This is a genomic window from Oribacterium sinus (genome assembly GCF_963537195.1).
Classification (GTDB): Bacteria; Bacillota; Clostridia; order Lachnospirales; family Lachnospiraceae; genus Oribacterium; species Oribacterium sinus_A.
Genome location: NZ_CAUTEG010000005.1, coordinates 22,110 through 44,232 on the forward strand (window position 1 = coordinate 22,110; position 22,123 = coordinate 44,232).

The 22,123-nt window shown below is 40.5% G+C and carries 21 protein-coding genes; 3 read left to right on the forward strand and 18 right to left on the reverse strand.

All coding sequences use genetic code 11. From position 1 onward, the window contains the following. Positions 1 to 172: 172 nt before the first annotated feature. Positions 173 to 925 (forward strand): gamma-glutamyl-gamma-aminobutyrate hydrolase family protein, encoded by a 753-nt coding sequence (locus RYL27_RS01585; protein WP_314964765.1) that lies wholly within the window; start codon positions 173 to 175, stop codon positions 923 to 925. Positions 926 to 994: 69 nt separating this feature from the next. Beyond that, on the forward strand, positions 995 to 2,392 hold the full coding sequence (locus RYL27_RS01590; RefSeq protein WP_314964767.1) for an APC family permease: 1,398 nt from the start codon (positions 995 to 997) through the stop codon (positions 2,390 to 2,392). 371 nt (positions 2,393 to 2,763) lie between these two features. On the opposite strand, the gene RYL27_RS01595 is transcribed toward RYL27_RS01590, so the two are convergent. The 15 genes from RYL27_RS01595 to RYL27_RS01665 all read right to left on the reverse strand — a co-directional run bounded on the left by RYL27_RS01595 (position 2,764) and on the right by RYL27_RS01665 (position 14,797). Further along, positions 2,764 to 3,657, reverse strand: a complete 894-nt coding sequence (locus RYL27_RS01595) for a YitT family protein (RefSeq protein WP_314964769.1) — start codon at positions 3,655 to 3,657, stop codon at positions 2,764 to 2,766. A 169-nt stretch (positions 3,658 to 3,826) separates the two neighbouring features. After that, complete coding sequence (locus RYL27_RS01600; protein WP_314964771.1) at positions 3,827 to 5,017, reverse strand: ABC transporter substrate-binding protein; 1,191 nt, start codon at positions 5,015 to 5,017, stop codon at positions 3,827 to 3,829. A 160-nt stretch (positions 5,018 to 5,177) separates the two neighbouring features. After that, positions 5,178 to 5,933: an ABC transporter ATP-binding protein gene (locus RYL27_RS01605; RefSeq protein ID WP_314964773.1), complete on the reverse strand. Its 756-nt coding sequence runs from the start codon at positions 5,931 to 5,933 to the stop codon at positions 5,178 to 5,180. Positions 5,934 to 6,005: 72 nt separating this feature from the next. Further along, positions 6,006 to 7,040, reverse strand: a complete 1,035-nt coding sequence (locus RYL27_RS01610; RefSeq protein WP_314964774.1) for an ABC transporter permease — start codon at positions 7,038 to 7,040, stop codon at positions 6,006 to 6,008. Positions 7,041 to 7,201: 161 nt separating this feature from the next. Next, a complete protein-coding gene (locus RYL27_RS01615; RefSeq protein ID WP_314964775.1) occupies positions 7,202 to 7,390 on the reverse strand; it encodes a hypothetical protein in 189 nt (62 codons plus the stop codon). A gap of 19 nt (positions 7,391 to 7,409) precedes the next feature. After that, positions 7,410 to 8,474 carry an ankyrin repeat domain-containing protein gene (locus RYL27_RS01620; protein WP_314964776.1) on the reverse strand — a complete coding sequence of 355 codons (1,065 nt, stop codon included), beginning with the start codon at positions 8,472 to 8,474 and terminating at the stop codon, positions 7,410 to 7,412. Next, on the reverse strand, positions 8,467 to 8,904 hold the full coding sequence (locus RYL27_RS01625; protein WP_314964777.1) for a hypothetical protein: 438 nt from the start codon (positions 8,902 to 8,904) through the stop codon (positions 8,467 to 8,469). Before RYL27_RS01625 ends, RYL27_RS01620 begins: the two co-directional genes overlap by 8 nt. Positions 8,905 to 8,954: 50 nt before the next feature. Then, positions 8,955 to 9,716: a class I SAM-dependent methyltransferase gene (locus RYL27_RS01630; protein ID WP_314964779.1), complete on the reverse strand. Its 762-nt coding sequence runs from the start codon at positions 9,714 to 9,716 to the stop codon at positions 8,955 to 8,957. A 37-nt stretch (positions 9,717 to 9,753) separates the two neighbouring features. Continuing rightward, the gene (locus tag RYL27_RS01635; RefSeq protein WP_330700323.1) at positions 9,754 to 10,002 is read right to left on the reverse strand and encodes a DUF2262 domain-containing protein; all 249 of its coding nucleotides are present in this window, start codon (positions 10,000 to 10,002) and stop codon (positions 9,754 to 9,756) included. Positions 10,003 to 10,159: 157 nt separating this feature from the next. Continuing rightward, complete coding sequence (gene yaaA / locus RYL27_RS01640; RefSeq protein ID WP_314964780.1) at positions 10,160 to 11,068, reverse strand: peroxide stress protein YaaA; 909 nt, start codon at positions 11,066 to 11,068, stop codon at positions 10,160 to 10,162. A 74-nt stretch (positions 11,069 to 11,142) separates the two neighbouring features. Further along, positions 11,143 to 11,913: a DNA/RNA nuclease SfsA gene (locus RYL27_RS01645; protein ID WP_314964782.1), complete on the reverse strand. Its 771-nt coding sequence runs from the start codon at positions 11,911 to 11,913 to the stop codon at positions 11,143 to 11,145. Positions 11,914 to 12,043: 130 nt separating this feature from the next. Next, on the reverse strand, positions 12,044 to 12,826 hold the full coding sequence (locus RYL27_RS01650; RefSeq protein WP_314964784.1) for a ZIP family metal transporter: 783 nt from the start codon (positions 12,824 to 12,826) through the stop codon (positions 12,044 to 12,046). A 134-nt stretch (positions 12,827 to 12,960) separates the two neighbouring features. Next, complete coding sequence (locus RYL27_RS01655; protein WP_314964786.1) at positions 12,961 to 13,302, reverse strand: arsenate reductase family protein; 342 nt, start codon at positions 13,300 to 13,302, stop codon at positions 12,961 to 12,963. A 58-nt stretch (positions 13,303 to 13,360) separates the two neighbouring features. Then, positions 13,361 to 13,837: a dihydrofolate reductase gene (locus RYL27_RS01660; protein ID WP_314964788.1), complete on the reverse strand. Its 477-nt coding sequence runs from the start codon at positions 13,835 to 13,837 to the stop codon at positions 13,361 to 13,363. A 15-nt stretch (positions 13,838 to 13,852) separates the two neighbouring features. Beyond that, entirely contained in the window at positions 13,853 to 14,797 is a 945-nt protein-coding gene (locus RYL27_RS01665) for a carbohydrate kinase family protein (RefSeq protein ID WP_331667022.1), read from the reverse strand. A 542-nt stretch (positions 14,798 to 15,339) separates the two neighbouring features. Here RYL27_RS01665 and RYL27_RS01670 point away from each other — a divergent pair. Then, complete coding sequence (locus RYL27_RS01670) at positions 15,340 to 16,035, forward strand: CAP domain-containing protein (protein WP_314964790.1); 696 nt, start codon at positions 15,340 to 15,342, stop codon at positions 16,033 to 16,035. Between the two features lie 249 nt (positions 16,036 to 16,284). Here the strand turns inward: RYL27_RS01670 and RYL27_RS01675 are convergent, their stop codons facing one another. From RYL27_RS01675 to RYL27_RS01685, 3 genes are all read right to left on the reverse strand, one after another. Beyond that, positions 16,285 to 17,508, reverse strand: a complete 1,224-nt coding sequence (locus RYL27_RS01675) for an ATP-binding protein (protein ID WP_314964792.1) — start codon at positions 17,506 to 17,508, stop codon at positions 16,285 to 16,287. A gap of 245 nt (positions 17,509 to 17,753) precedes the next feature. Beyond that, positions 17,754 to 18,938, reverse strand: coding sequence for a hypothetical protein (locus RYL27_RS01680; RefSeq protein WP_314964793.1), 1,185 nt, complete (start codon positions 18,936 to 18,938; stop codon positions 17,754 to 17,756). Between the two features lie 76 nt (positions 18,939 to 19,014). Then, positions 19,015 to 22,110, reverse strand: coding sequence for a toll/interleukin-1 receptor domain-containing protein (locus RYL27_RS01685; protein ID WP_314964794.1), 3,096 nt, complete (start codon positions 22,108 to 22,110; stop codon positions 19,015 to 19,017). Positions 22,111 to 22,123 lie beyond the last annotated feature (13 nt).

Here is a 22,123-nt window from a genome sequence, read left to right on the forward strand (position 1 = left end):
TCCTTATAAGAAAAAAGAAAAGCACTTCCATAAATTGTCTTTTTTATGTCTTTTTTCTTCTTTTTTCTATATTTCCCCATAAAAGTGTCTCATTTTTCCCAAAATCCAATTTCCCATAAAATACATTTATGGCATAATAGCATAGCGATAAAATAGTATGAAAGGATGTATTATGAAAAAACCAGTAATCGGTATTTCCACCAGTGTGCTTGTGGATCAGGGGGGTGAATTCCCCGGTTATGAAAGAATTTATGTGAATAAGGACTATGTTTCTGCCGTAATTGATGCAGGAGCAGTACCACTTATGATTCCCATGGAGGATTGCGAGGAAAATCTGCGAGCTAGCTTAGAGCTTGTTGACGGTATCATTTTTTCAGGGGGACAGGATATTGCTCCCCACCGTTACGGAGAGGAGCCCCATGTAAAGCTACAGGGAATCTGTCCCGAAAGAGATGAATTTGACTTTCTACTCTATCGTCTGGCGAAAGAGAAAAAACTTCCCATTTTGGGAATCTGCCGCGGATATCAGTTAATGAATGTGGCAGAGGGGGGAAGTCTTTACCAGGATCTTTCCTTAAAGACTACAGAAAGCTTTAAGCATTCTCAGGGACATGGCCCTTCTATTCCTACCCATAGTATGAAAATAGAAGCAGGCAGCCGACTGGCTAAGATTCTAGGCAGGGAAGAGCTTCATATCAACAGCTTTCACCATCAGGCGATTAAGGAGGTTCCTGCAAGTTTAAGCGTTTCCGGAAGAGCCTTGGATGATGTTATTGAAGCAATAGAATTAAAGGACTATCCCTTCGGTATCGGAGTCCAGTTCCATCCGGAAATGTTACAGGCAAAGTACAAAGATATTCAAAAAATATTCCTTGCCCTGGTGGAAGCCTGTAAGGAATATCACAATTTGAATGGAAAAGCTTAGAATTTATCTGTCAAATCCCGGGAAAAGTCGACCCGAAATATTTCGGGTTCTCTAATTAAAGGAGTTCAAATGAGTAAATCGCAAAAGTTGGGCTTTTGGTCCATCGTATTATTAACGATTAATTCCATTATTGGAACCGGAATTTTTCTATCACCCGGTTCTGTTGTAAAACAGGTAGGCTCCTATGCGCCACTTGCTTATCTCTGCGCCGCAGGCTTCGCCGTAATTTTAGCCTTAAGCTTCGCTTCCGCCTCCCGCTATGTGGTGAAGAGCGGAGCAGCCTATGCTTACGTAGAAGCAGCCTTCGGCGAAAATGCCGGACTTTATATCGGAATCACCCGATTCGTTTCCGCCAGTATTGCCTGGGGTGTGATGGCCACCGGCGTAGTAAAAACCGTCCTGCAGATTTTCGGTATGGACACCAATAGCTTTGCTTTGGTAACAGTAGGCTTTATTCTTTTGATGCTGGTCCTATTTATCATTAATTTGTTCGGACTTAAGGTGCTGGAATTTGTTTCCAACATATCTACATTAGGAAAGGTATTGGCCTTATCTCTGACGATTCTGGCAGGAATTTTCTTCGTATTACAGCATAAACAAACTGCAGACCTGTCCCTGCTGGTGCCCGGAAACAGCAGCAACACCGTTCCTGCTTTAAGCAGTAAATCCTTTGTCACTGCCATCGTAGCAGCCTTTTACGCCTTTACAGGCTTTGAGGGAGTAGCCAGTGGTTCCTCCGATATGGAAAGTCCGGAGAAAAATCTTCCAAAAGCATTGCCCTTATCCATTTTCATGATTGCCGCTATTTATTTGGGAATCATTTTTGTATCCATGAGACTTAACCCTATAGCCCTGCTAAGCTCAAGCAATGTTGTAGTTTTAGCCGACATTTTTAAAAATCCCGTATTACAAAACGCCATCGTTTTAGGTGCCTTTGTTTCCATGTTCGGTATTAATATTGCCGCTTCCTTCCATACTCCAAGACTTTTGGAGGCGATGGCTAAGGACGGGCAGGTAAATCGTGTTTTCACTAAGAGAACTGCGGGAGGCTTCCCCTATGACGCATTTTTATTCAGCATCTTATGGGCAATTATGATTCCTATGGCCTTCCACTATGACATGAAAGGCATTATGATTATCAGCTCTATTGCTCGATTCGTACAATTCCTTTTGGTACCTTTGGCTGTACTCTGCTTTTACTACGGTAAACAAAAGGGAGAAATCATTGAAAAGCCCATTAAAAGCTTTATCCTGGATGTGCCCTTATCCATCCTGGCTATTTGTCTGACCCTCTTCCTGCTCAGTCAGTTCAACTGGGTGGCACAATTCAGCAGTAAAAAAGATGGCTTTTTAGAGCCGAACTTCTATGCCATCTTTGCTATGGTTTTCGGTTATATACTCTTCCCCTGGCTTGCCTTCGTATTAAGAGAACATCAAAAGTACACTCAACACAAGAAGGCGCTGTGAAAATCAAAATAGTAAGGAGATTTTCTGCAATATAGGTCTGAATATAGGGTAGTCTGAGCCTGATACTTGTGAAAGACCGGCGAAAAGAAGGACTGTAAAGTCAATAATTGAAGCGAATGATACAGTGTGGAGCTATAATAAGGGCAATCTGAGCCCGCCGGTACTTACTGAAAGCGAGCTAAAGCGAAGCTTGAAGTTAGTACCGCTGCGAAGGCGAAGTTAGCGGGAGCGTGCCCTAATTATAGTCCCACACTGTATCAGAGCGTCTTCTTATAGCGAGTGCAGTCCTTCACTGCGCAAGGCGAGGCTAGCGAGAGCATGCCCCAATTCAGACCTATATTGCTCAGAAAATCCTTTTTTATTATTATCTTTTAATCTTCTCCTTTAATTCGCACAAAGCGTTCTCCTATGCCGTATACAGTCACAATTGGTGCCACCTCCATAAAGGCTCTGGGAAAATGCTCCGCAAGATACTTACGAATCATGGCCGACTGTCTGGGGGAACAAATGGAGGAAAGCAATATCTTTTCTTCCTTGGTATAGGCTCCCACAACTCTTGTTTGCGTTACGCCACGACCAAGCCCCAGAATATACTTGGTGATATCTTCGGTATCATCTTTGATAAATGGAATAATGTTAACCTTATAAAGCTTTTGGCGGAAACCGAAAAGCATATAGTCCATAATATAAATACAAATCACATGGTTGACCAAAGCATAAAGGGCAATATCTTTTCCAAAAACGAAGCCCAGAGAAATCAGAATGGAACCGTCCAGGAAAAGCATGACTTTACTTAAGGGAACACCTTTAAAAATCTTCCGGTTCAATATTCTGGCAACAGTGTCCGTTCCGCCGAAGGTCACCCCCGCCCGAAGAACCAATCCGGAGCCAACGCCATAAAACAAAGAGAAATAAATGCACACCAAAAACATTTCCCCTTGTACAAAGACAAAGTCAAACATACCCGTAAAAACCAGTAAGGTAGGATAGAGAAAAGAAACGAAGATAATCTTCATAAACTCTTCTCGTTTCAGGAAACAGAAAGCCAGAATCAGTATGGTAATACTGAAAAAGTAATAAATATAGGTGTAGCGAATCCCGATAAAGCGCTCCGCCATCTGGGACAATCCCGTCACTCCGCTGGTAGACAGCTTATTCGGCACCAAAATGCAGTTTACGGAAAAAGCCGTTATAAAACAACCTACAATAATCTGCAAATAGTTTAAAATCCTTTTCTGTAGCTTATGCTCCTGTTCTGCTTCCATTTTTCCCGCTCCTTCTATCCCAAGAACTCGTTACGAACAAAAGAAGAAGCACTAAACGTACTTCTTCTTCATTTTTTGAACTATATCTATTTTAGCACAGTGAAAAGAAAGTAAAAGGTTTTTTTTACAAACTATCCATACTTATAGCTAAATGCACTAGATAAAAATATCAATCCATAGGCTTCCAGAATTTATCCACAATTTCTTCTTCCTTCAGATTCTTATCCAATAGTCCAAAGGACTGATAATCTTTGATAACCTTTCTCATAGCCGTTTCCGTCTGCTCATCACTAAGAACAAAATTCAGAGAATTGGCAAAATCCAAGACCTTCTGTCTATCACCACTTGCCCAGTTCTTTTCCAAAAGAAGATCTACGAAGGTCTCCTTATTGTCCTCAATCCACTGGCTGCAATAGATGCTGGCGTTCTCTAATTTCTTGGCTGTAATAGGATTTTCCTTAGCAAAATCCGCATTCATAATCTGTACACAGCAAGGTTCAATCTTGAAGTCAGGATCAGTAGTAAGGGAACGAATTGGACGAATAATACCCTCATCTACAAATTTCCGTGCAAACATATCGGACATCATGGCTCCCTGCACTTCTCCATTCTGTAAAGCCATAATCACTGCATCATTGGCAACCACCTTGTACTTCACTTCCTCAGGCTTAATGCCGTCGTTACTAAAGAAACGAAGAGCAATATTATGGTCGGAATTTCCGATACCGTCACTTAAAGAAACCGTCTTTCCTTTTAAATCTGCGGTACTTTGAATCTCGGAATCCTTTAATACATATAAAGTCTTACAGCCGCTATGAGCACCTTTTGTAAATACCAGATTCAAGCCATTTACAGCAGGAACAAAAACAGAAGCCAAATGGTCTGCTGCAATATCCACCTTTCCTGTAGCTACTGCATCCTTAGCTTCGGTCATCTGGCTGATAGCTGTACTTAAGCCCTCCGCCTTATAAAATCCCTCTTCCTGAGCAGTACCGAAGGTTCCTGTACAAAGTCCTCCATTATAACCAATTTGGATATCCTTGCCATAAGCAGGCTCTTTTTTCCAAGCTTCTTCCTCTTCCGGAGTAAGCTTTAAGGGATGATACACAATATCCTTTGCCTCCGGGCGGTCGGAAAATCCCCCCTTGATTTCTTCGGTTTGATGTTCTCCATCCCCCTGCTTTGCCTCTTGAGCTGTACTGTCCTTCTCGACCTCAGTTTTTTCCTGACTCTCGGCCTGCATTCCGTTTTCTGCCTTTGTTGTTTCCGCCTGCTTACCTACTTGACTGCTGCACGCCGTCATAGAAAATACGGAAGCTAAAGCTACTGCCATTCCCAGTTGTCTCAATGTCTTTTTCATCATACACTCCTCTTCTTGCCTGTACATTTCTTGTTCCTATCTATCTAAAAACCCATCGCAAAACGCCATGTTCCAATATTCCCATTGGCCTCCATAAGACTACTTCTATAAGGCTTCCCTAAGACTTCCATTACGTTTTGTATGAGTTTTAAGAAACTCCTTAATCTGACTCTTTTTCCTGATCCACCCCGAGAAGACGCATAATTTCCTCTCTATAGGCTAAAAACTTCGGATCCAACCTTTTTCTGGGATAATCCAAATCAATAGAAATATCCCTTAAAATACTGCCTCCCGCCTTAGCCATAACAATGACTCTGGTGCCCATATAAATGGCCTCATCCACATCATGGGTCACCATCAGCATCATATTTTTCTTTTCCTTCCATAAAAGGAGTAGCTCATCCTGCATTTGCATTCTGGTAAAGGCGTCCAATGCTCCCAGGGGTTCATCCAGTAAAAAGACCTCCGGCTCATTAATCATGGTTCTTACCAAAGCTGCTCTTTGTGCCATTCCCCCGGATAATTCGTGAGGATAAGCCTTTCGGAATTTAGTCAAATGTGTCAACTCCAACATTCTCTCTATCTCTTCCGGTTTTTTCTTTCCCTGCATTCTGGGGCCGAACGCAATATTTTCCTCAACCGTAAGCCATGGAAAAAGAGTGGGCTTTTGGAAGGCCATGCCTCTTTTGGCATCCGTTCCTTCTATTTCCTGCCCATCCAGCATTAGTCTTCCCGAAGTGGGAGGAATTAATCCGGCCACCAAACGAAGCAAAGTAGATTTACCACATCCGCTGGGGCCTACAATCGAAAGAAATTCTCCTTCCTCCACCTGCAAATTCACAGGAGAAAGAGCGAAGGTAATTTCCTTTTCCTTACGGGCAAAACTTTTTGAAACATTTTCTATTACTAATCCCAAGAGCTACTCCTTTCCGGACAGGTTCTTTCTTTCAGCCAACTGTCAGTTCTCATTCTTCTAATCCTTTTCTTATCAATCCTTCAGCATACCTTCCTGCCAACGAAGTACCCGTTTTTTTATGCTGTTCAAAAGAAAATTCACGGTAACAAAGATACAGCAAATTAAAATTATGGCACCGTACATCTTTCCGTATTCTGCCCAGCTCTTTTGCCAGGTGATATACCAGCCAAGACCGGATTCCACACCAATCATTTCCGCAACCATCAAAGCCATACAAGCTGAACTCATGGCCTGAACCATCCCTTGGAAAATGCTGGGTAAGGCCGAGGGTATAGCAATTTCAAGGATCAAATCCTTCTCCTTTGCCCCCAGGGTTCTTGCCGCCTCATAATAAGACTTGTCCATGTTCCGAATGCCGGTAATTGTTGCTAAGGTAATGGAAAACCAAACGCCCAGCGCAATGATGAAGACACTTCCCCGGAACAAAGAAGTCGCTAAAACCATGACGATCGGAATCCATGTGGTACTGGGAATGGAGCCCAGGAGTTTCATAAAAGGTTCAATCCAGTAATTTATTTTTTTGTTATAGCCACAGGCAATTCCTGTAAAAAGCCCCACAATCAGTCCGGAAAAATAACCGCAAAATAATAAAAACAAAGAGCTCATGGTACATTCCCACAGATACGCTCTATCCTGCATCATAGAAGAAAGCACCTTGTCAATACTGGGAAAATATGGAGTAATCAAAATATTGCTTTTTAGAGTCAGGGAATCATAGAGCATGAACAAAAAAAACACAAAAGCACGAAAAGGAGCATGGTAAAGATAATTCTTCCTTTGCCTTTTTCCCCGAAAGGAAAGCAGAAAAGAAATTCCATTTCCCAATAATAAAAGCAATAAAAAAAAGGCATAAACGTAACTTGCCTCAAACCCGTGATGGTTAGGAACATAGAAGTATTCTAAAAGTGCCAGAACTCCCATCAAAAAGGGACTCAATTGAATCAAAAGATCGAGATTTTTCTCCCGCTTTGTTTTCCCTTTTTCTTCCTGTTCCAACAGCTCCTCTACACTGCTAACTGCCCCATAATCCTTGGAAATGCCGTTCATGCCTCACCCCGTACTTAAAAACATACAATTACATAAATTAAATAGCCTCGTTTATTGTATATTTTTATGGACTACTTGTCTAATTGTCTTTCTGGATAGCTCCGTTGTCTTATAGAGAGTATTTATAAACGAAATACAGAACGCTACACAATTGACACTTGTTAAGGGTAAGGAGAATAACGTACTTTCTCTGTAGCTCCAAGGATTTCTTCGTAATCATCGAGATATCCCTCTTCTATATCGAAGCCCTCCGATAAATGCTTATCTAAAGCCAATGTATCTCCGTTTATAATATCACTTACAATCCCGGGAACAGATTCAAAATCTCCTATGTCTTTTATTGTAATCATCTGCAATCTCCTGTGATTATTATCTGTTATAATTTATTTCGCCTAGCGGAATTGGGTTAGGGTTTAAGATTACCCAACTAACTGCAAGCTCGCATAATCTTGTAATTACACCATCCTCAGCCAAACCTTTTCCATCTATCTTTGAAATAAGCACCTTACTCTCTTCTATCTCCTTCTCTGACAGCGCATTTCCTTCTGCAAAATGAACCGACAGCGAATTTAGCATATTTCTATAACTCCTATCCCAGTTTATTCCACCGTTTCTGTTAATTTCATCGTCCACCCTGCCTGTTATGCGGATAACCTCTCCCTGCACCGTTTTTGCGGCTCCTGTAGATGGAATTAGTAAATCCCAAAGCTCATTATACTGCTCTTTCCAAGTGCTCCCCTTTATAAGAATAGGAGAAACGCCGTCATGTATTATTCTTTTTGCCACAGGCTTTGCACCAAAGATATTGTAGAGCTTTGACAGGGCTGCATCAGCCTCTTCAAGCGACTCTTTGCTAAAATCTTCCCTGTGGAATTCAAAATCCTTACCGATTATTTCTACTTTTTCTGCCATCTTAGGCGTAATTTCTACACCTGCCTTTATTAACATTTCTGCTATTTCAACCAAAGGCACTACCCTGAGTCCTCCGCACACTGTAAGAGCCGCTGATAGCGGAGTTTCACCTCTTTCATTTTTAGCATTGACGTCTGCACCCTTTTCAATCAAAAAGCGTACTATATTAGGGCGGAAATACTCTGCTGCCATATGAAGTGGCGTATTTCCATATCTATTTGGCTTTTGTATATCTCCTCCCAGCTCATAAAGCAGTTTTACTGTATCCATGCCAAAGGTTGCCTGACTGTACAAAGGTGTGCCGCCATAATAGTCAGGTATATTTACATCAAGGCCCTGCTTAACGAGCCAGATAACAAGCTCGTCAGGTACACCCTTGTAATGAAGTGCAGTATGAAGACCGAATTTTCCATCATAGGCAGTAAGCTCACATTTATCATAGACAGCTTTAAGTGCTTCAATATCTCCCACTTTAAGCAATTCATCAAAGTCTTTTGGCAGGGTAACTCTTTTCTTAGCCATTATTCTTCTCCTTGGTTATATAAATCCAATCAAGTCCCTTAACATCCCTTAAAACCATAGATTTTCCGTCATAATCATTTTTTAATTCAACTTCATTTTCTTTAACTTTTACATTATTATACCAACCGCCAAGGCTTGCGTATTCTCCCGTATGTATATTGATGAGCCTGCTCGTTATAGGATCCCAAGTACCCTTCTCTACAGTTTCTGCGAGCATATAATAGGCGTCTAAAAATATAAGATTTCTCCCATACATCCAAAATGGAAGATTAACATTGAGCAGTGGCAATTTTGCAGAGAAAATTTCATCTCCATGCGGCGGCACTGTTTCAAAGTGAAATTCTATCTCACTTCCATAATATGCTATCGTTGCCCCTTCACAGCTTATATTGTAAGGAATGCCCTCCTCAGCTACTATAAATTCTTCCATTGCGTCCTCCTACGGCTTACTATTTTACTCAAAAAACAAACTAAAATTTATTATTTCTTTTTAGCCACAAAATAATATCTATGAATTTTCCCCTTAATTACACCTTCTTTATCAAGAATTTCCTGTGCTTTAAAAAGGTTATCCTGATATTTCTCCACTTCAAAATCCAGAAATTCCCAATCAATAATTCTGGCAAACCAAACCAGTGCACCTACATCATAAAACTCTATCGGTCTGTAGACTTCATCTGCTTCCACAATGTCAAATCCGTTATCAGTAAATTTCTGTCTTGCAATACTTAAATATGCTTCCGGAAAAGGTATTTCAACATCACCTATCAAAAGTTCTACAAGTTCTCTGTCATTTTCTGCACCGACTTGTTGCGTAAGAAATATTCCTCCGCTTTTAAGAGTTCTTTTAATTTCGTTTATGTTATATTGACCATGCCTGTTAGTAATAATGTCAAAGTAGTTATCTTCAAAAGGAAGAATATCTCCTCCGTCACATGCTTTAAAATCTATTCCTAAAGGAAGAAGTCTGTCCTCACATATTTTGATGTTTGGTTCATACCCTTCAATCGCAGCAGTATATTTAGCATTTGCCATAAAAGACAAAAGAAATTCGCCACCTCCTGTTTCCATGTCCAATAAATAATCTGTATCATTCAAATAGGATTTTATAATGTTTTCAAAATCCCAAGGGAGATCATCCTCTTCTTTATATCTTCCTCTAATATGTGAGAAATCCCAACCCTTAATATGCGCTATTTCCTGCTCAAGTAACCATTGATTTATAAGTGCTTGTTTTTCCATTTTTCTCCTTTCACTACCAAAAATATCAGTATATGTTTTATCCCTCAATATCAGCCGACAATAGCCCCTTCTTAGGGCTTCCATTAACTGCTATGCTGTGTCCAAAGAAAAGGTCATCATCATCAAGATAAGCTGTAAATGAACCTCCCGATGTCACCCATATTAAGCTTAAGCTAATTCTCTTTGCAAAGCTTTCTTCTGTAATTAAAGCAGCTTCTTCATCAGATTCTGCCCATTCACTCTGTGTCATTTTATTTCTTAGTCTTATGTATTCTATTAATTCCATTATTCTCTCCAATCAATCCCAAACGATTTCCAAACATTTATAATTTTCAGTACATATAATTATTCTAAAAAAAGCCCTTCCCATTCCTTTCGGAAGGAAAAGAGCTTAATACGACGAAAACTCTTTTGCTTTTCTATTTCTGTCAATTTCTATTTCTTTATTTTCGAAGGAAAATATATTGATTTTCCGTGGAAAGTTTATCCTCAAAGTTAAAATCCAGCCCCTTAAAGCCCTTGATTTCTTCTGCGTTTTCTATCTTATTTTCTGCCAAAAAACGCACCATTTCTCCTCTTGCCATCTTGGCATAGACGCCCTTTTGCACAAGCTTTTCTCCTGACTTCTCATAAAAACCGCAGCTAATGTAGTGAATGGGAAATGATAATTCTTTCGGCTCATCTTTCCACATGATTTTTTTCCTCAGGATTCTATCCTTGGGAAGATATTTCTCTATACATTTGGCATATTCTTTGGAGGCGAGATTGAGGATTAGCATAGGATTTTCATTTTCCAACGACTTTTCTCCCTCTTTTTGCAAACGCTCTTCTATCTCTTCCAAAAGCAATGCAGTCCAGATATCCTCACCCCAAAAGTCATACAGATTTTTAGAAGTACCAATCTTCGCCTTTGCCTGCATTTCCAAACGATAGGGAACCACCCCATCTAGGGGCTTTACCACGCCATAAAAGCCGGAAAGAATCCTAAGATGACTCTGTAAATACGCAAGTTGAGAGGCCTCCATAACAGAGGGAGCCATATACTGATACTGAATCCCTTCGTAGGATAAAATGGCAGGACTACAATTTCTTCTCAAATCCATCTTAGCTACTCTATCACTATTTTCCCTGGCCAAATCCTCATTACAGGCCCAAAGCTCTTTTAACTCTAAAAAAGAAAGAGATTTTAAATATTGTAAAAGGCGTTCCGTCTTTCCCGACAGATTCAATCCGCCTTTCAAAAATGTACTATTTTCCTCTGCTCCTGATTCTACAAAAAGAGGATAGCCTTGGTGAGGGATATCCAATTCAGATGTTTTCATTTTTTTCGCAGGAGAAATTATAATTTTCATAAAATACCTTTCCTCTAAAAACCAAGCTAACTATTCTCGAATTAAAAAATCATCCTTTTAAAACAAGCCAAAAGCTAAGAAGAAATCCACATACCTTCCATTGTCACGGTACAGGGTAAATACAGAATCTTCACCCCGGTCTGCCGGGCTTCTTCCAATGCGTCTCCAAAGGCCTTATGGGTCTCCACATTCGGATATACCATAGAAACCTTCGGCATGGCAATCACAAAAGCCAAAATAGCGATATAGCCCTCCTGTATAGCCTTCGTAAGTTCCCTTAAATGCTTTACTCCACGTTCCGTCGGGGCATCCGGGAAATAACCGATGCCGTCCCTTTCCAAGGTACATCCCTTTACTTCTAAGAGATATTTACGGATATTCCCTGATACATTGAGAAGCTCCTGACTCTGCATTCTTATATTCTCGGCCCGCTGCTCCTTTCCATTTATTTCTTCCCTTTCCCCATATTCCCAAAAGGCTTCCGGAAGCGCCATATCCCGTTCCATATAAAAATCCACTCTGGAATCACGAAAAACATACTCCGGCTTTAGCTTTTCGAAGGCAAAACCTCTAAGCCATTCCGCTACCACCTGATTCGGAGCCTGACTGTCGATGTTTACCAGCCCCAACCCCGCCTTCTCCACCGCCACCAAATCATAGGCGGTTTTACGATTGGGATTTCCGCTTTTCTCCAAATAGACCTTCACGCCCGGTAGCAAGAGTTCCTTACAGCGCCCGGTATTTTTCACATGTACCGTTTCCACCTTACCCTCTATCTCCACATGGGCAATAAAACGATTTGGACGTTCCAAAAACTTTCCCTCAACAATATTTTGATACTGCATACTTCCTCTTATTTTCCCGAAAACTCCTCTGTCAATTTCTCCGTACAAAATCCCATGACAATGCCGGCTTAAGTTCTATCATTTAAGAACTAGGACAAAGTCACATTCAAAATTATCATTCCCACAAGAACTAGGACAAAGCCACATCCAATGCCATCATGACGGTAAAGCCCAGGGCAAAAAGTAAAACACCCACATTACTGTGCTCCCCCTCCGACATTTCCGGAATCAACTCTTCCACTACTACATAGAGCATAGCTCCCGCCGCAAAAGATAGGAAGATTGGCATATAAGGAGCAAATATCGGTGCAAAGAAAATCATCAGTAGGGCTCCAAGGGGTTCTACTGCGCCGGATAATACACCATTCAAAAAGGCTTTCCCCTTGCTTTGCCCTTTGCTATGAAGTGGCAGGGAAATAATAGCTCCCTCCGGGAAGTTTTGTAAGGCAATTCCCAAGGCTAAAGCCAGGGCAGCTCCGGCAGTAATATTAACTTCTCCTGTCAAAAGTCCAGCAAACACTACCCCCACAGCCATACCTTCCGGAATATTATGAAGGGTTACCGCAAGAAGCATCATCGTAGTCCTTTGAAAAGAACTGGGCATTCCTTCAGCCTGATCTGTATTCTGATGCAAATGGGGGATAATCTTATCCAATGCCAATAAAAACAAGGTTCCCAGCCAAAATCCCACAAAGGCGGGAAGAAAGGCCAGCTTTCCCAAATGAGCACTCTCTTCCATAGCAGGTATCAGCAAGCTCCAAATAGAAGCTGCTACCATAACTCCTGCAGCAAATCCTGTTAGCCCCTTCTGCACATTGGGATGAAAATCCCGTTTCATAATGAAAACACAGGCCGCTCCCAAGCTTGTTCCAATAAAGGGAATCAATATACCCCAAAAAACTACCATATTCATAGAAACTCCTTTTACTACTCTTTATTTATCTTTCATACTCTTTATTTCGCATTATTAATTTCATTCAATTATATTGTTTGCAATTTTATTAATTTAGTATATCTGAATCCGTGAAATATGGCAAGAAAGAATCTCTATTCCCAAGTCTTCCAAATATCCGGACAATACCCTACCGTAGCCTGCTTCCCATTTCTCACGATGGGTTGCTTTAATACCATAGGATACTCTAAGACTTTCGCAATTTTGTCTTCCTTCGCAAGATATCGAATCAGTTGATATGCTTCCCGCTCCTTTGTTTTTTCATCCAGCATCTCTTCCAAATCCCCCACAACAGAAAGAACGGATTGAAATTCTCCCTTGCTGATTCCCTTTTCTTTCAAATCCACAGCCTGAAATTTAATCCCTCTTTCCTTAAAATAGCGTTCCGCCTTCTTTGTATCCTGGCTCTTCTTTGTTCCAAAAATCTGAATATTCATGAAAATCTCCCCAAAAAATCCCTCTACGAAAAATACTCCTCTTTGTGATACTTCTTTCCTAATCCCCTTTTTTCGTATACAATACTCTTAGGTAGGAGGTCTCCCCTCCTACCTTTTCTATTTCTTCCCTTTTGTACTCTTCCTTCGGGAAATCAGGAAAAAACCGGTCAGCATCCGGGACTTCCATATCCACATAAGTCATATAGATTTTATCTGCAAGGGGAAGTGCTTTCTGAAATATTTCTGCCCCTCCTGCAATAAAGATTTCTTCTTGCCCCGCTCTTTCTATTGCTTCCTGTAAAGATTTTACAGTATATAAATTTTCTCCGGAGAAGACCTTTGTTTTGGATACAACGATATTTGTTCTCTCGGGAAGAGGATGGCCAATTTCCTCATAGGATGTTCTCCCCATAATTACCACATGGCCTGTGGTTAGATCCTTAAACTGCCTTTGCTCTCCGGGGATCTTCCAGGGCATCTTTCCCTCTTTTCCGATGGCACCGCCTTTAGCCACAGCAACAATGATAGAAATCATTTTGAAACACTCCTCTTAGGCTTCCAGGCTCTTAAGCCCCAATTCTTCCGGAAGGAAACGAGGATTTACATTTTCCGAGGTGCCAAGGACGGAAGCCGCCAGTTTGGTACCGATTTCACAGGCCTCCATCAGATTCTTACCATACGTCAGTCCCATAGCCACTCCCGCAAAAAAGGCGTCTCCTGCTCCTGCGGTATCGATTACATGGACTTTCTTTGCCTTACAATGTCCGAAATGCCCATTTTGCTCCGCATAAATGGCTCCCTGACTGCCTAAAGTCATAATCATCTGTGGGAACTGCGCCTTTACCACATAGGAGGAAAGAGAGCTTGCCATCTCCTCCAAATTCATTTCCTCAAAGTCCTCGGAAAAGAGCATCCCTGCCTCCTGCTGATTACAAACAATACAGGCAGTGGTCTTTAAAAGGTCTCTTCTTTCTAAGGCAATGGACATATTGGAAACAGCTGCATATATCTTTTTATTGTATTTCTCAGCCAATTGAAAAATCTGCTTTAAAAGCTTGGAATCCATATCAATTTCCACAATAACACTATCACAGCGAGAGAACAAAGAGTCTCCCTGCTCCGAAAGTACCTCCTCCAGCTTAGAAAGGTCCGGCCTTTGGGAAATAGAGCCCCTAAGCTCCCCTTCCGTATCAAAGATAGCCAGCCAGGTTCCTAAGCCCCCTTCAATTCGCCGGATATAATTGGTATTTACCTTATGCCGCTTTAATTTCTGTACTACCTCTTCTCCAATAGCATCCTTATCCACTACAGAAATAAAGGTAGGTCGAAGCTCCACATTGGCAATATCCTCCACAATATTTCGGCTCACACCTCCATGAACCTTGACCACCTTTCCGGCGTTTCTTCCATCCGGCCGATACAAAGAAAAAGGATAACCCTTTATGTCCACAAAAACCGCGCCAAAAACCAAAATACCGATTCGCTCTTCCATCATTTTCCCTTTCATCCTTTTAGCACTGCATGTCTTATTCCTTATGCTTTTCGCTTTATTCTACTGAAGGATGAATTTTCTGACAAGAGTATTCTTTTTTTCGCAGTTTACTCCAAATTCTATAAAAAACAAGCACTTAAAGTATTCATTATTATCACCATTCTTAAGATTTATTTTAGTTCAAAAAATTAAGAAATGCGACTAAATATTGTAATCAAAAATGCCTTATCCTTACCAAAATATTAGGTTTGTCTTCATAGATTTACACTTTTATTTTACGGTTTCTTGACATCTGCGAAAGCCTATTGATTTGCCTTTATTTATGCATTAATATGCATACACGGAAAGGAGTCCATATACCAATGATAGGATGTCAAAACAAAAAATTTTTCCAGTTTAAAAATACAATTTCGGAGAATTCCTCCGTCGAAATAGATCAAACTATAGAACTTACAAATCGGATTTCAGAAACAGAAGACATTTCAAAAACAGAAGCCGTTTCAGAAAACCCATTTCAAACTCCGGTAAGTTCCAGGCATAAATTCATGGCCAAGTTTCTCATGGCCATTTCTGTTGCCTTCCTGCTTTCCGCTATTCCAACATTTTCCGTAGGCTTTACCAAAGGAACTTCCAGGGATGCCTGGTGGTACGATTTAGGAAATGAAAATTATTTACGCTCTACATGGCAATGGATTGATACCGACAATGACGGCGTTGCTGAGTGCTATTACTTTGATGCCAATGGTTGGATGTATACCAATACCACCACTCCCGACGGCTATACCGTAGATGAGAATGGCGCTTGGACTGTAGATTCCGTTGTGCAAACAAGGGATGTGCAGAAAGAATATACGGAAGAGGACGATACTACTTCCGTTCAAGACAGTTCCTCCTACAAGCAAGAAACATTGGATAGAATCAACCAATTCAGAGCAGGGCAAAACTTACACGCCTTAGAAGAAAGTGAACGCTTAAGCTCTATTGCAGATATCAGAGCCAAGGAATGTGCTGCAAGCTTTTCCCATACAAGACCCCAGGGGGGCTCCGTTTTGGATGAAGCGGATGTGTACGGAGAAATTCTTGCCCACAACAACGAAACTCCCGACAGAACCGTAAATGCTTGGATTTCCAGTGCAGGCCACAATCGCATTATGAGTAAGGGAGAATTTCAGCACTTCGGAGCAGGCTATTATCTGGACGAAAAAGGAAACGATTACTGGGTAGTCTTGTTTGGATATTAAACATCCTAGGAATAAATGTTTCCAGAAAGGGACTTCAAAAATCAATATAATTTTCTAAGCAATATAGGTCTAAATTTGGGGCACGCTCTCGCTAGCTTCGCCACGTATCGGATACTAAGCGAAAAACTGCGATTCTCTTGTTTTTCGCAAGTACCGACGGGCTCAGACTACCCCTTATTTAGACCTATATTGCCGAAAATCTATTTATTATTTTACAGTCCCTTTTGCATATAAACATTATTCCAGTACTTATAATAACCATACCGGAACAATAAAGTTTTCCTGATTAAAGGCTGATAACTCCATTTTCATACAGATAACGGCGCCTTTTCCTCTATTCAAGCCGGTCTTTTCCAGAACAGAAAAACTTCTCAGAATTTCCGGAGCAGGATTTGCAGACTTTTTGATTTCAATGGGATTCAGTTCTCCGTTTTGTTCCAATATAATATCTATTTCTCTGGCATCCTTATCTCTGTAATAATACATAAAGGGTGCTTTTCCACTATTTAGATAACTTTTCCTAATTTCAGATACCACATAGTTTTCTAAAATTGCCCCGTTCATGGCACCATTTTCCAAAGTTTCCGGACTGCTCCATTTTGTCAGATAGGCAACTAAGCCAGTATCATAAAAATAGTATTTAGGAGTTTTCACAAGTCGCTTTAGCATATTGTTGGAGAAGGGATGAAGATAAAATATGATCCCCAAGGTTTCCAAAATCCCCATCCAGTCCTTCGCCTGCTTTAAATTAATATCCGCATCTCTGGCTATTTCGTTGACATTCAACATTTGACTGCATCTGGCAGCCACAGCGGTTAGAAAGCGTAAAAACTTTAGAGAATCAATAGAATCGGAAAGATTTCGTACATCTCTTTCGATATAGGTACTTAGATAGCTACCATAAAAAATACTGTTGTTACTTACTTCATTACTCACAATAGCAGGCATTGAACCCTGAAATATTCTGCGAAAAATCTCTTGCAAATCTGCGCTTGTTCTTCCTTCCTTTCGCTCCGTTAAATGCTTTAGATCCAGCTGAAAAGGACTATCTTCGCCCCCATAGATCTCCGTCTGAGATAAAGAAGAAAGAGATAGCACTGCAACTCTTCCTGCTAAAGATTCTTGCACTCCCTTCATTAAGTCAAAAATTTGGGAGCCTGTAAGCCAAAAATCCCCCTTTCTATGCTCTTTATCCACAATCAGCTTAATCATACTGAATAATTCAGGAGCATATTGCACTTCATCAATAAGGACAGGCGGCTTATGCAACTGTAAAAACATCTCCGGATCATTCTTAGCCAGTGCTCTTTCCTGTAAGTCATCTAAAGACACATAGTTTCTATCTGTACCTTCCATTAGTTTTTTTAACATGGTAGTTTTCCCAACCTGTCTAGGACCGGATATTAAAACAACCGGATACTCCTTGCTGACTTGCAGAACGACTTTTTCCAGGCTTCTTGTGATATAAGGCATACTCTCCTCCTATTCCATAACAGGTATAGTTTTGCTCAATAAAAATATTATCTTGATTTCTTGCCTCGATATATTCGGCTACTTTTTATTCTTGTTCTATTTTAGCCGATAATAAAGCAAAGAGACAAGTACTAAGATGCTTGTCACTTTGCTTTGTATGCAATTACAGTATAATGTATTTATAAGATGAAATAACTCCTAATATTAAATCAGAAACATATATTTAATTTCCATTATTTTATTGTTTACATAAAATGATTATCGAGCTTTAAATCAACATGATTGACTTTCATCCCCTGCTTCATATAGTTATAACTTACTAAATTTGATATTTCTTCCGATGATATTTGCTTTTCTATGAATTTTTCAAATTCCTCGTTTCTATCTATTGTATCTATTTTATTCAGTAACGCGATTATGTAATTATAAATATCAGAAGGAATACTTATTTCATAGCTATCTTGACCATTACGAAATATCCCTGACGTCAAATTAATTTTTACATTACTTGGTTGTTTTTGGTCCAATATATTAGTTCTGTCAATATTCTGATTAAATTGTACCTCTATAGATTCCTTTCCATCTACGTCTCTACTTATAGTTTGTACGCCTATGTTTTGATGTGTTTTTAATAAGGCTACTTCATCTGCCTGCAATTCTCTAACAAGCTCCACAATTGGTATAAAATGGTACAAGAAGATAAGCTTTATATTAATATCTATTTCTCCATCTTCACTTACGGGATCTTTTTCAATCATTCTGATACAATTTCCACCCGTTTCAGTCATTGCCACAAAAGTATGCGATGGCTCTTTGCTATTAATATATTTTACTGACTTGGCTTGCTCCCAACCATGCTCCATTGCAACACTACTGTATTCATAATATCCTTTCGATTCAAAAATACCATACTTAAAATCATTTTTATCAATCGCCTTAACTGCTACTAAATCCGGAGACAGAGATGACTCTCTACCTTTTGGTGTTATATACACTTTTGAATTAAGTTTTATTGTATGAGAAAATTCCTTAATCATAGATAAATGTACTAAGTAATCGTATTTATACTTTTTTTTCGCTCTTAAAGTTATAAATACCATACCGATCCAATAATTTATTGCCCCTACTTCAGTACTATCTAAAAATATTTTTTGCGAATGATTGAAAGCAAGATAGTGTTCTGAATCAATTTCAACTTCTTTTAGAAATGTTTCAATCAAATATGTTTTGAATTTTATTTGATTTTTTCGGCTTACACTATTTTCTTTTCTCAGATATACATCTGGCATTCCAGCAGTTATAATGGCATTCGTCAATTCTGCCCCTGTAAAACAAAATTTTTCATTTTCACTTATTATTTTATGTTTCTTTTGGTCTGGATTCTCTTGATCTACAATTATACAATAAGTAGTATTCATATTGATTTTCATATTTGTTGGTCTCCCCTGATATTAAATGATGATCCAGAACTGATTATTTAGCTCTCAATATAAAATCAAAATCGACTTATTCCGTACTGATACCGATCTGTACCTTCTCATCCTGTGTCAATGTTCTTCCTGCAAGAATCTTATCCACCTCTGCAGAAACCTCCTCATCACTAAGGATGTTGTACACTGCCGCGGTCATATAATCCTGAACTCCGGAGTTGTCCGTTGCGGTAATGGTATTAAAGCTCTGATCCACCATAATCACATTTCCCTCCGGCGAGATATGCCCATTGACAAGATAGCGCTTTACAGAAGGAGTGAAGCTCATCATCAGGTGTCCCGTGGCAAAATCCACCACATAAGCCTTTCGTTCCGTATCGTTATTCCGAATCAGAAGAAGCAGATTTTCCTTTTCATTATACAGATTTACATCATCGAAGCTTACCGGCGTCTGGGTGAGCGCTTCATCCATGTCCAGACTCTTAAGACCGGTCTTACTGCTCCAAGTAAAGGCCGTATTGTTCTGTATGCCCTTTAGGATGATTTCCTCCTCTTGATGCTTAAGGTTTAGCACCTCCCCCGGAATATCCTCTAAATGCTGCTTCGTTTCCAAATCATACAGAGAGGCCGTTCCTGAAAATCGATTGACAAGAAGTATCTTATCGTCTTCGGAAACCAAGATATTCAAGGAAGAATCCGTAATTTCCGGGATAGTATCCAGCAAGCTTAAATCCTCAACGCCATAGATCTTTAAGCCTTCCTTCTTATCCTGCAAATAGATTTTCTTTCCATCATCGGAAAAGCGTAGAGCCGGATAAGCAGAAGGGATTTCCACGGTTTTGGATTCCCGACTTTCCACATTGTAAAGCACCAGTCCGGGATTTCCGCTATCCATTTGCCCAACATAAGCATAGTATTTTCCGTCGTTGGACAGGACGTTTTTTTTTGTACTGGTCATCAAGCCGTAAATCACCGTGTTCTCATTGGTGATGGTTTTCCCGGTCTTCCCATTATTCGTGGAGAGCAGGAAATCCGTCCCGTTAAAGAGAAGAAGCTTGGAGGAATCATTGGAGGATGCAATAATTCTGCCCTGCACCGGCTCCGAAGAAATTCTGGACTTGGTATCAATAATCTTAATGCTTTGGCCTTCATGGGAATTGGTCAAAATCTTGCTGCCATCCTTTAAGAAGTAGATTTCAGAAGGTGCTATCCCCCCCAGATACAGCCTGTCATCCGTAATCACCTTATCCTTCCAAATGGAGTAAATCCCTGCTTCTCCAAAGCCTGCAACCATGTTTTGTTCTGTATTATACGCAAAATATTTTAAATCCAAGTCACCAAAAGATACTTCATCTATGCTTTCTCCGGTTTCTCCATTGAGAATCAGGATCTTGCCATAGCTGTTTATAGCAATTTTTTCCCCATTCTCACTTTCCACTAAGGGCTTATTCAAGGTATTTGCAGTGATGATCTTCTCACTGAAGAGAACTTGATTATCCTCCAAAGAAATTTTTTGAAGCTCGTCATCCGTTAACAAAATGATAGACTTCCCGTCATTGGAATAAAAGGCGGATTTGTAAGGAATCATAAAATTGGATCCATCTAAAGAAGTTCTTCCTATCCGATCAATAGTAGAAATAACACTGCCATCCTTAAGGCTTCTCCTTGTCAGCTGATTTTCATCATTGTTGCCTAAAGTGATAAGCACCTCTGAACCATCGCTCTTAATATCCGCATACTTTACCGTTTCCTGGATGGAAAATGTACTAAGCTGTTGCCAGGTATTGGCATCAAAAACGTAAAAGTTCGCAGAAGTATTGGTAAAGCTTACATAGAAAAACTGTGAATTATCCCCGGAAAAACGCCCCAGCATAGGGACTCCCGGAATCTCCAGCTTGGCCTTTTCCTCTCCGGTCTCCATATCATAGACAATAAAGCTGTTATCAAAAGCAGCGGAAACCAAAAGCTTATCATCCTTGGAAAATGTTAAAAGCTTTACCTGTTGGCTATGTCCCGGTAATCTCTTGATAATTTCTCCATTTTCCACCTTGGCAATAGCGGTTTCATCATTTCCCAAACCGAAGGCCACCAGCTTTTCATCATTGCTTAGAGCCATAAAGGTCAACTTGTTTTTTGTAGAAATGGAAGTCAAGGTAGAAGCACCGCTGTGATAAATCACATCATTGAAAATGCTCATCTTCTCAGATTGGAGCTGCGGATACGCTTTCATGCCTTTTCCAATAGGCTTCATCGCTTCCTTCGCCACTAAAGCGGCCTTTAAGTAATCCCCTTCCTTGGCCATATCCTGGGAGCTTTTCATTAAAATACCGGCATTGGACTGCACCGCCTCCTGTCTGGCCTGCTCTGCCTTTTGGTAGGCATTAAACATAAAGATACCAAAGAGCAGGAAAATTGCGCCGGAAAGAGAGGATATGGTCAGAATAAGCCGATTCTTTCTTTCCTTATCCCTCTGCTTAAGGTCTCCAAAGGTACAACCTAAGATGGTTGCCATAATACGGTACTTTTCGGTTTTCAGCAAATGAAGGGCCTGCTTTGTCAGGTTTTGCAGCTTAGCGCTGTCCTTCTTCTGAACTTCCTCATAGCCGGGAAAATTCTTATGTAAAACTTCATCCGGACGGATGTCTGCCGCCAATACATCTGCAAGACTCTGATCCGCCCCTCTTTTTAATTGTTTCAAGGGTGCAGGAAAAGCTTCATCCGGCTCTCCTTCAATCAGCACCGGAATAATGCGCTCATCTCCGTGAAGCTGTCTGAAGGTACGAATTTCCTTCTCACACCACTCGGACAGGGGCGTTCTCTTGGAACAAAGCACAATCAGATAGCGACTTTCCGCCAAGGCCTCTTCAATGGAGCTGCTTAGGTCTCTTGCCGCAAGCTCCTCTCTGTCACGGAAGACTCGGAAGGTGGTTTTCTTCCCCTCCTTATTGAATTCCTTGGGAGGCTTAAAACTTTCAATCATCTGGTGCAGCTGCTTCGCAATACTCTGATCCGGCTCCACATGACGGTAACTGATAAAGGCATCAAACTTATATTCCTTTTCCTTAAACTCCTTCGCCGCCTTCTCCATTTCCTCTGCATCATCATCTTTTCTGTAGTTTTGCAGCTTTTCTTCCTCAACGATTGGAGCATTTTGTTCCAATTCTTTTTCCATTCTTACCCCTCTT

Excerpts from the sequence above, each read along its gene's own strand:
- RYL27_RS01615 (WP_314964775.1), bottom strand. The coding sequence starts at position 7,390 with ATGATTACAATAAAAGACATAGGAGATTTTGAATCTGTTCCCGGGATT.
- RYL27_RS01635 (WP_330700323.1), bottom strand. The coding sequence starts at position 10,002 with ATGGAATTAATAGAATACATAAGACTAAGAAATAAAATGACACAGAGT.
- RYL27_RS01630 (WP_314964779.1), bottom strand. The coding sequence starts at position 9,716 with ATGGAAAAACAAGCACTTATAAATCAATGGTTACTTGAGCAGGAAATA.
- RYL27_RS01590 (WP_314964767.1), top strand. The coding sequence starts at position 995 with ATGAGTAAATCGCAAAAGTTGGGCTTTTGGTCCATCGTATTATTAACG.
- RYL27_RS01600 (WP_314964771.1), bottom strand. The coding sequence starts at position 5,017 with ATGAAAAAGACATTGAGACAACTGGGAATGGCAGTAGCTTTAGCTTCC.
- RYL27_RS01670 (WP_314964790.1), top strand. The coding sequence starts at position 15,340 with ATGGCCAAGTTTCTCATGGCCATTTCTGTTGCCTTCCTGCTTTCCGCT.
- RYL27_RS01645 (WP_314964782.1), bottom strand. The coding sequence starts at position 11,913 with ATGCAGTATCAAAATATTGTTGAGGGAAAGTTTTTGGAACGTCCAAAT.
- RYL27_RS01680 (WP_314964793.1), bottom strand. The coding sequence starts at position 18,938 with ATGAAAATCAATATGAATACTACTTATTGTATAATTGTAGATCAAGAG.
- RYL27_RS01585 (WP_314964765.1), top strand. The coding sequence starts at position 173 with ATGAAAAAACCAGTAATCGGTATTTCCACCAGTGTGCTTGTGGATCAG.
- RYL27_RS01675 (WP_314964792.1), bottom strand. The coding sequence starts at position 17,508 with ATGCCTTATATCACAAGAAGCCTGGAAAAAGTCGTTCTGCAAGTCAGC.
- RYL27_RS01660 (WP_314964788.1), bottom strand. The coding sequence starts at position 13,837 with ATGATTTCTATCATTGTTGCTGTGGCTAAAGGCGGTGCCATCGGAAAA.
- RYL27_RS01665 (WP_331667022.1), bottom strand. The coding sequence starts at position 14,797 with ATGATGGAAGAGCGAATCGGTATTTTGGTTTTTGGCGCGGTTTTTGTG.
- RYL27_RS01625 (WP_314964777.1), bottom strand. The coding sequence starts at position 8,904 with ATGGAAGAATTTATAGTAGCTGAGGAGGGCATTCCTTACAATATAAGC.
- RYL27_RS01620 (WP_314964776.1), bottom strand. The coding sequence starts at position 8,474 with ATGGCTAAGAAAAGAGTTACCCTGCCAAAAGACTTTGATGAATTGCTT.
- RYL27_RS01655 (WP_314964786.1), bottom strand. The coding sequence starts at position 13,302 with ATGAATATTCAGATTTTTGGAACAAAGAAGAGCCAGGATACAAAGAAG.
- RYL27_RS01610 (WP_314964774.1), bottom strand. The coding sequence starts at position 7,040 with ATGAACGGCATTTCCAAGGATTATGGGGCAGTTAGCAGTGTAGAGGAG.
- RYL27_RS01685 (WP_314964794.1), bottom strand. The coding sequence starts at position 22,110 with ATGGAAAAAGAATTGGAACAAAATGCTCCAATCGTTGAGGAAGAAAAG.
- RYL27_RS01595 (WP_314964769.1), bottom strand. The coding sequence starts at position 3,657 with ATGGAAGCAGAACAGGAGCATAAGCTACAGAAAAGGATTTTAAACTAT.
- yaaA (WP_314964780.1), bottom strand. The coding sequence starts at position 11,068 with ATGAAAATTATAATTTCTCCTGCGAAAAAAATGAAAACATCTGAATTG.
- RYL27_RS01650 (WP_314964784.1), bottom strand. The coding sequence starts at position 12,826 with ATGAATATGGTAGTTTTTTGGGGTATATTGATTCCCTTTATTGGAACA.